The organism is Bacteroidota bacterium (assembly GCA_030706565.1).
In the GTDB taxonomy this organism is placed as follows: Bacteria; Bacteroidota; Bacteroidia; order Bacteroidales; family JAUZOH01; genus JAUZOH01.
The window spans coordinates 1-8,591 of record JAUZOH010000150.1; the positions used below are offsets into that span (position 1 = coordinate 1).

Sequence of the window (8,591 nt, forward strand, 5' to 3'; positions counted from 1 at the left end):
CCGCTCGAACTTGTGAAAGAAATCCATAAAAAGTATAGTTATCTTTTCAATATTTGCAACGATTAATGCTATAGCTTAATAAAAACGTGCTAATTGTGAATACCATGCGAGTATGCGGTTTCTGGCTATGATGTCACACTGATTAAAGTCCGCTTTTTCCAAAAAGAAAAGTACTCGGTAATTCTTATTTTTAACATTCATTAAAGAGAATTGATGTTAAAATTATAGATAATTTTATAGATCTGTAAAAATCTTTTATTATGGCTGGTTCGGAGATAAGAATATACCAAACGGATGATGGACAAACAGAAATTAATGTAAAATTTGATCAGGAAACGGTTTGGCTTTCTCAAAAACAGATGGCACAACTTTTTGAAAAGGATAAAGATACGATAGGCCTTCATCTTAAAAACATATATCAATCAGGTGAATTAGTGGAGAATACAACTACCGAGGATTCCTCGGTAGTTCAAGAAGAAGGGGCAAGGAATGTAAACAGAAAAGTGAAATTATACAATCTTGATGCGATCATATCAGTTGGATACCGGGTTAATTCAAAGCGGGGAATTCAATTTAGAATTTGGGCCAACAGAATTCTTAAGGAATCTGTTATATTTCATTACCAAAAATCATTCTTTTTCCGATGCGAATAAACGAATTGCCGATAATACCTTGGTTGCATTGACTTTAATGATTGCAGTAAGTAAGCCTGAAGAAAAGGATACAATGACCAAAGTGATTTTAAATTTGATAAATAAAAATAATTGATCCGAGACAATATGTTTTAAATTTAAAAGGAGCGGAAAATTACTGAAAGTTTATTCATCCTAAATTTTTATAAGGAAATATACAAATTTATATCAATCATTTTAAATTAATAAAGTACACCATGTTTCACAATTCCATTTTAAATATCGTATTCAGTTCGGCTGCCGTGTATGTTTTCATTACGATAGCCATCCGCATATTTGGCAAAAAGGAGTTGGCCCAGCTCTCGGTCATGGACCTGGTTTTTGTGTTGCTGATCAGCAATGCGGTGCAGAATGCCATGGTGGGCTCCGATTCCACCCTGCTGGGCGGACTGGTGGCTGCCCTTACCCTGTTTTTGATCGATTATCTTTTCAAGTACCTGCAGTACCGTTCAAGAAAATTCACCCACCTGATGGAAGGCGAAGCTGTTGTGATTGTATACAACGGCAGGGTAAATGATAAGAACATGAGAAAAGTGCGGCTTACTACCGATGAATTGCTGGAAGCCATCCGCGAGCATGGGGTATCAAGCATTAAGGATGTAAATCTGGCCTTGCTAGAAGTTGACGGCAACATAAGCATTCTTTCCGATAATTACCAGAAAAGGTCTACCCGGCATATTTCAAGAGGGAAAAAACAAATGCAAAAGAAATCTTTGTAATTATTTTGGAAATAATAGTGATTCAGTTTGTTGGCTAAGTTTTATGAGGCGATGGTTCAAGGTTTTGTTTTGGAAATCAATTTAAGGTAAATATTTTATAGATAGAATTTTAAAATGATTAAACTTTAATTTAATTTAGCAATACAAAGTTTTGGAGAAATTCTCAACTGCAATTTATAGTGGTGTTTGAAGGATATTGGTGTAGGAAGAGTTGCTTATCCGGTTAATTTAATAACAGAATAAAGTAATTTTATGTATATGAAGTTCTATAATTTTTTCCTATCCCTTTTGCTGGTTGCATGGACTTCCACGGGTACTGCTATTGGGCAGGGCTCCTGGTCGCTGCGGAAGTGCATTGATTATGCCATAGCACACAATCTGCAGGTAAAGCAGCAGGAGGTGAATGCCAGGATGAGCGAGAATACTTATCTTCAGTCAAGATTGGATGTTTTGCCAAACTTGAATGCTTCCGGAGGGTTTAACTATTCACTGGGGCGTGCGCTAGATCAAACGACTTATCAATTTACAAGTAATCAGAAAATTAAATCTTCGAATTTTTCGGTCAACAGTTCGGTGAACTTATTTTCAGGTTTTCAGCAGGCCAACACTATCAAACAGAATCATTTTAATTTAATGGCCAGTTTATCCAATGTCGAAAAAGTAAAAAATGATATTTCGCTGAATATAGCTTCCGCATTTCTGCAAATCCTGTTTTGCCAGGAATTGCTGGAGGTCGCCAACAATCAGCTTGAACTGAGCCAACAGCAGGTGGATCATACCCGGACATTGTACAATGCAGGCAGCGTACCGCAGGGCAAGCTGTTTGAAATTCAGGCGCAGGCAGCCTCAGACGAGCTTCAGGTTGTAAACAGCCAGAATTCACTGGATCTGTCAAAGCTCACCCTGATCCAGTTGCTTGATCTTGATTCGATTAAAAATTTTGAAATAGAAAAGCCCAACCTGGGATTCATTAAAATTGATACTCTTGAGTTTACGATTGATTCGGTATTCAACCGTGCTCAGGAATTACCCCAAATCAGGGCAGCACAGTATTCTCTTTTAAGTGCTGAAAAAGGACTTGCTATAGCAAAAGCTGAACGAAGCCCCAGGCTGACTCTTGGAGCTTCATACGGAAGCGGTTATTCTGATATACGCGAAAGAGTAACCGGGCTTAGCGATTTTCAAACGTTTCCTATTGGAAAGACCCAGACAACTGGAGAAACTGTGGTATCGTTGCCTGCCCAAACCCCAATTTACGGCAATTATCCTTTTAATAACCAGATCAAGGATAATGCCAATACTAACATTATGCTGGGCCTGAGCATCCCGATTTTTAACGGCTGGAAAGCGAATTCTTCCATTGCCAATGCAAAGCTGGCTATGGTGAACTCGAAATATTCTCTGCAAAATGCAAAAAACATGCTGTATAAGGATATCTGCCAGGCTTATACCGATGCCCTTGCAGCTTTAAAGAAATACAGGGCCACCGATAAGGCCTTGTCATCGATTGAAGAATCATTCAAGTACACCCAACAAAAATATGAAATCGGGTTGATGAATTTTGTGGATTACAGCACAGTCAAAAATCAGTTGGCCAAAACCCAGTCAGAATTATTGCAGGCCAAATATGAATATATTTTCAAATTGAAAGTTCTAGATTTTTATAAGGGGAATCCTATAACATTATAGTTTAGTTATGAAATCGAAAAAGACACTGAGATATCTGATAATTGCCGTAATCGTGCTGATTATTATCGTGATTATCGGGAAGAAAGCCGGATGGCTTGGGAAAGCCGATGCCATTAAGGTGAGCACCGAAAAAGTAGGGCGGCATTCCATTATTGAGACCATTACCGCAAATGGGAAAATACAACCTGAAACTGAAGTAAAAATCAGTCCTGATGTTTCGGGTGAGATTGTGGCTTTGTATGTGAAAGAAGGGGATAGCGTGACCAAGGGGCAGCTGTTGTTAAAAATAAAGCCGGATATTTATATTTCCGGACGTGATCGTGCTGCAGCCGCTGTTAATACGGCAAAGTCGGCTTATCAAAATGCTTTGGCCCGCCTGGCTCAGTCTAAAGCCCAGTTTGAACAAAACAAACTTGCTTATGAGCGCAGTAAAAAACTGTGGCAGCAGAAAGCTATTTCTCAATCCGACTGGGAATCGGCTATGTCTACTTATGAGATGTCGCAATCTGATGTGGAAGCAGCAAAACAGAATGTAAAATCAGCCGAATATAACATTAAAAGTGCTGATGCTTCATTGAAGGAAGCCAATGAGAACCTGGTGAAAACATCCATCTATGCCCCGATGAGCGGAATTGTTTCTGCCCTGAATGTTGAGAAAGGGGAGCGGGTAGTAGGTACTTCCATGATGGCAGGTACCGAAATGCTTCGTATTGCCGATCTTAACCGCATGGAAGTTAAGGTGGATGTGAACGAAAATGATATTGTCCGCGTAAAAGTTGGGGATACTGCCCTTGTTGAGGTGGATGCTTATTTGGATCAGAAATTTAAAGGTACAGTGACTGAAATTTCAAACTCTGCAAATACCACAAATGTTTCTTCTGCCGATCAGGTCACCAATTTCACCGTCAAGATTCTGCTGCTGAGGAATTCATACAGGAATCTTATCGCTCAAGGGAACAGAAATCCATTTCGACCGGGAATGTCTGCAAATGTTGATATTCAGACGATCAAGAAACATAATATCCTGACTGTTCCTATTCAGGCGGTTACGGCAAAAAGCGATTCGGCACTCAGGGCTTCAGCAGCAACTGAAAAATCCGGAAATCAAGGGAAGCAACTGACGGATAGTGTCAGGAAAGAAATTGTATTCCTTTATAATCAGAAAGATAAAAAAGTAAAAATCTGCGAAGTCAAAACAGGGATACAGGATAATTACAACATTGAAATTCTCTCCGGCCTGAAAGAAGGAGACGAAGTTGTGGTAGCTCCTTACAACGCTATTTCAAAGAAATTAAAAGATGGAACTCAGGTTGAAAAAGTACCTAAGGAAAAACTATTTGAAAATCAAAAGTAAACTTTGCGATTAAAAAAACCGTATTTTTGTCCCTGATAAAATAAGTTGGGATAAAAATGCCGGTTATATTAAATATTGAGACGTCAGCACAGATGTGTTCTGTATCGCTTTCTAAGGACGGGAACCTAATTGGATATAAAGAAAGTACTGAAAATAATACCCATGCTTCTTTGCTGGGATTATACATTGACGGGTTATTAAAGGAAAACAATCTTGAAGCGATTAAACTGGATGCCGTTGCCGTAAGTAAAGGCCCGGGTTCATATACAGGCCTTCGTATTGGGGTATCTACAGCAAAAGGTTTATGTTACGGAGCAGGTATTCCGCTGATAGGAATCTCTACCTTGGAATGCATGGCATACTCTGTCGCTCATGAGGATATGTTTAAAAGTGGGGCTGATCAAAATGCCTGGCTTTGTCCCATGATAGATGCGCGGAGAATGGAAGTTTATACTGCATTTTTTAATACTGATGCAGAAAGGATGACAGAAACTCATGCTGATATTATTACTCCTGAATCGTACAAAGAATTACTTGACCGCAGGCCTGTTTATTTCTTTGGCAGTGGGGCAGTGAAATGCCAAAAATCAATTGTTCATCCCCATGCATTTTTTTCTATAAACAGGGAACCATCTGCAAAAGATATGATCCCTCTTTCTGAAAGTGCATTCAGAATGAAGAAATTTGAAGATGTGGCTTATTTTGAACCTTTCTATCTCAAAGATTTTGTTGCAACTACCCCTAAAAAAAGTATTCTGACTCTTTAATGGTTTTAGATGATCATTTCTATAAGGTTGGCATTATCCTTGAAGAAAGAAAAGATATTTGGAATTCGTAACAATGACAAGGTATGGAAATTAAAAATTTTTGTTTGAAAAGGTTTAAAATATTTTTGTGGATTTCGATCTTTTTGTTGCCGGTCGTACTTTCAGGACAAAGGCTTCCCAAGATACATCAACAAAATCATGCATTTCAGGCAGGAGAGACCATTCAGTTCCTGATCCATTACGGCCCAATTAATGGAGGCACAGCCACTTTAATTTTAGGGGAAGAATATTTGTTCGGGCGAAAGGTATATCATGCAGTTGCCACGGCTAAAACAACAGGTATTACCGATAAAATATTCCGTGTACATGACGTATATGAGAGCTTTTTTGATATGTCAAACGGTTTGCCTCTTAAGTCGGTCAGAAATATTCATGAAGGCAATTATAAGCGGTACAATGAAGCCCTTTTTAACCATGAAAGCAACACGGTAACCAGCATGAAATCGGGAGTGCATAAGGTGCCGGCCAATATCCTGGATATGGTTTCCTCCCTGTATTACCTTCGCCGTCTTAATTTCAATGAAATGAAATATGGAACGGTTATTGATCTGGTCACTTTTTTCAGTGATGAGATATTCCCGTTTCAAATTCGTTACCGGGGCACAGAAACCATAAATACCCAATTGGGTACATTTAATTGTTTGAAATTTGTCCCTGTTGTTGAAAAGGGCCGTATCTTCAAACATGATGATGATATGACAATATGGCTTTCAAATGATTCCAATATGATCCCTATTCAGGTTAAGTTTGATATGTGGGTAGGATCTTTTAAATGTGACCTGGTCAATTATTCTAATCTTAAGAGACCCTTGAGAAACCTTAAAAAATAAAAGGAAAGAGCTGAAAATTAAAATATTTATTGTACTAAATATTATAATTAAAGCTTTTACCTTATTTTTGCATCATTTTAATTTAATAACGTAATATGGCAAATACTTCAGACTTTAAGAACGGATTATGTATAGAGTTTAATAATGATTTATATACAATCGTTCAGTTTCAACATGTAAAACCGGGCAAGGGCCCTGCTTTTGTCAGAACAAAACTGAAAAACCTCAGAACCGGAAGAGTAATTGATAATACTTTTAATTCGGGTGTGAAGATTAACACCCCTAATGTTGAACGCAGGCCTTATCAATACCTGTACAAAGACGATAATGGTTTCAATTTCATGCATACCGAGACTTTCGAACAGATCACCATTAATCCTGATATGATTGAAAATTCGGATCTGATGAAAGAAGGACAAAAGGTTGAAGTCGTTTATCACGTGGATACCGATACTCCTTTAACCTGTGAACTTCCTCCTTTTGTTGTTTTGGAAATCACTTATTCGGAGCCGGGCATCAAAGGTGATACTTCATCTACTACGGCCATGAAATCTGCTACCCTTGAAACAGGTACTTCAATCAATGTACCCTTATTTATTAATCAGGGCGATAAAATTAAGGTTGATACCAGAACCAGGGCTTACGTAGAAAGAGTAAAAGAATAATGAGTATCAATAATATATAGCTGTTTATAGTTATGGCAAGTGACGGGGCAAAAAATCGGTTGCAACTGGTTACATTCAAGTTGAATTCGTTACTTGACATAACTAATGCCATTAATGAAAATCTTCCTACCGAAAAACTTCTCCAGCGCTATGAGAAGATCCTGAGAGAAGACCTCAATATTGGGAAAATATTGATTTTTAAGTTCCATGAGACATGGGAATGTATCCTTAATTCAGGCTTTAAAGCTAACATTCAGGATATGATCAATGTGGAGAACGATCTTTTGCCTTTTTCGGAAATTACTTTTGTCACTTCTTCTCCTATTGCATCATTAGATGTTTTTGATATTGTTATCCCGGTTTTGGACAAGAGTGCTCCCATTGCTTATGTCCTGATTGGTGATATTGACGAAGAAGCGGAAGGGGTAAGCCCTACAATCAAGCACCTGCATTTTATACAGACTCTTTCCAATATTATTATCGTTGCCATTGAAAACCGCCGCTTGTTCCAGGAAAGCCTTCAACAGGAAAGGTTGAAAAAGGAGTTGGAAATGGCTTCGAAGATGCAAAATATGCTGATCCCTGCTCAGGATGTCCTTCCACAGAACGGGAAGTTGCATGTTGCTGCATTTTATCATCCTCATTTTGAGGTGGGTGGCGATTATTACGATTATATTCCCCTGGCGCCCAATCTGAGCGGTTTTTGCATTGCCGATGTATCCGGTAAGGGAATGTCGGCGGCCTTGCTGATGTCCAATTTCCAGGCCAACCTCCGTGCACTTTACACCCCCGAAATTCCCCTGCCGGTTTTAATCCGCAAGCTTAATGAAAGGGTTATGGTTTCGGCCAACGGTGAGAAGTTCATCACACTGTTTCTGGGAAAATACAACAGCGAGACTTATACGCTTGAATACATCAACGCGGGGCATAACCCTCCTTTGCTTTACGAAACCGAAAGCGAAAAGCTGTCAAACCTCAAGAATGGCTGTGTGGGAATGGGTATGCTTGACGAAATCCCTTCGATCAAACCAGGAGTTGTTCAAATTAACGAACGGACCAAGTTATTGTGCTACACCGACGGTTTAATTGAATTGTCCGATGAAAACGGAATTCAATATGGCCTTGGTAACATTGAGAAAAGTCTGGCCAATAAAGGGACTGTCGAAGAAAATATTTCGGATATTATCAGAAGTCAGAAAATATTGGAAAACAGCATAAAAATCTTTGATGACATTTCAATCCTGGGTATAGAATTTTTTAGGTAAGCTGATTTTTCCCGGCTTGCTTTTCCGGGTTAAAATATACATCCAGGGCTACAATGATGGCCATAAATGCCCAAAATGGCACTGATGCTTTATCCGTATCTAAAAAATTATTGACAAAGCCATGTATTGCATAGGTAGTCAGTCCAAGCACTACGGACAATACAAATATTTTCACCGCCCTTCTTGAACTTCTTGAATATACTTTTATCCCTGTATAAATGGCTGTAATTAAAACCGTCAGATAAGTCAATGTTCCCAGGACTCCTGATTCTGTGAGCGGGCCGATGTACTCGCTATGCGCATTGCCCATATCACCCGAGTTGGTACTGATCACTGTTTTTTCATAAGATACCTGATAAGGTGCATATTGAAACATATAGGTGCCGGGTCCCCAGCCGAAAATCGGCTTTTCCTTGAACATCCTGAACGCTGAAGCCCAGCGGTTGAGCCGCTCCACATTTGACGGGTCGTTGGATATGTTGGAAATGGACTCTATATGCTGTGTGATATCCGATGACGAAACTTTACGGTTGCTTTCCATGCGGTTCAG

Annotated in this window: 8 protein-coding genes and 1 pseudogene; 8 read left to right on the forward strand and 1 reads right to left on the reverse strand. The window is 39.1% G+C overall.

All coding sequences use genetic code 11. The annotated features are described in order from the left end of the window. The first annotated feature begins 260 nt into the window (after window positions 1-260). The 8 genes and pseudogenes from rhuM to Q8907_09115 all read left to right on the forward strand — a co-directional run bounded on the left by rhuM (window position 261) and on the right by Q8907_09115 (window position 8,041). A pseudogene (rhuM, locus tag Q8907_09080) lies at window positions 261-768 on the forward strand (RhuM family protein). A gap of 121 nt (window positions 769-889) precedes the next feature. After that, window positions 890-1,411 carry a DUF421 domain-containing protein gene (locus Q8907_09085; GenBank protein MDP4274417.1) on the forward strand — a complete coding sequence of 174 codons (522 nt, stop codon included), beginning with the start codon at window positions 890-892 and terminating at the stop codon, window positions 1,409-1,411. A 258-nt stretch (window positions 1,412-1,669) separates the two neighbouring features. Then, complete coding sequence (locus tag Q8907_09090; protein ID MDP4274418.1) at window positions 1,670-3,100, forward strand: TolC family protein; 1,431 nt, start codon at window positions 1,670-1,672, stop codon at window positions 3,098-3,100. Window positions 3,101-3,107: 7 nt separating this feature from the next. Then, entirely contained in the window at window positions 3,108-4,454 is a 1,347-nt protein-coding gene (locus Q8907_09095) for an efflux RND transporter periplasmic adaptor subunit (protein ID MDP4274419.1), read from the forward strand. 56 nt (window positions 4,455-4,510) lie between these two features. Continuing rightward, window positions 4,511-5,221 (forward strand): tRNA (adenosine(37)-N6)-threonylcarbamoyltransferase complex dimerization subunit type 1 TsaB, encoded by a 711-nt coding sequence (gene tsaB, locus Q8907_09100; GenBank protein MDP4274420.1) that lies wholly within the window; start codon window positions 4,511-4,513, stop codon window positions 5,219-5,221. A 104-nt stretch (window positions 5,222-5,325) separates the two neighbouring features. Further along, window positions 5,326-6,111, forward strand: coding sequence for a DUF3108 domain-containing protein (locus Q8907_09105; protein MDP4274421.1), 786 nt, complete (start codon window positions 5,326-5,328; stop codon window positions 6,109-6,111). Window positions 6,112-6,206: 95 nt separating this feature from the next. Next, window positions 6,207-6,776: an elongation factor P gene (efp, locus tag Q8907_09110; protein ID MDP4274422.1), complete on the forward strand. Its 570-nt coding sequence runs from the start codon at window positions 6,207-6,209 to the stop codon at window positions 6,774-6,776. Between the two features lie 32 nt (window positions 6,777-6,808). After that, window positions 6,809-8,041: a SpoIIE family protein phosphatase gene (locus Q8907_09115; protein MDP4274423.1), complete on the forward strand. Its 1,233-nt coding sequence runs from the start codon at window positions 6,809-6,811 to the stop codon at window positions 8,039-8,041. Here the strand turns inward: Q8907_09115 and Q8907_09120 are convergent. Next, the coding region (locus tag Q8907_09120; protein ID MDP4274424.1) for an O-antigen ligase family protein at window positions 8,034-8,591 on the reverse strand (558 nt) is incomplete at its 5' end. The genes Q8907_09115 and Q8907_09120 overlap by 8 nt on opposite strands.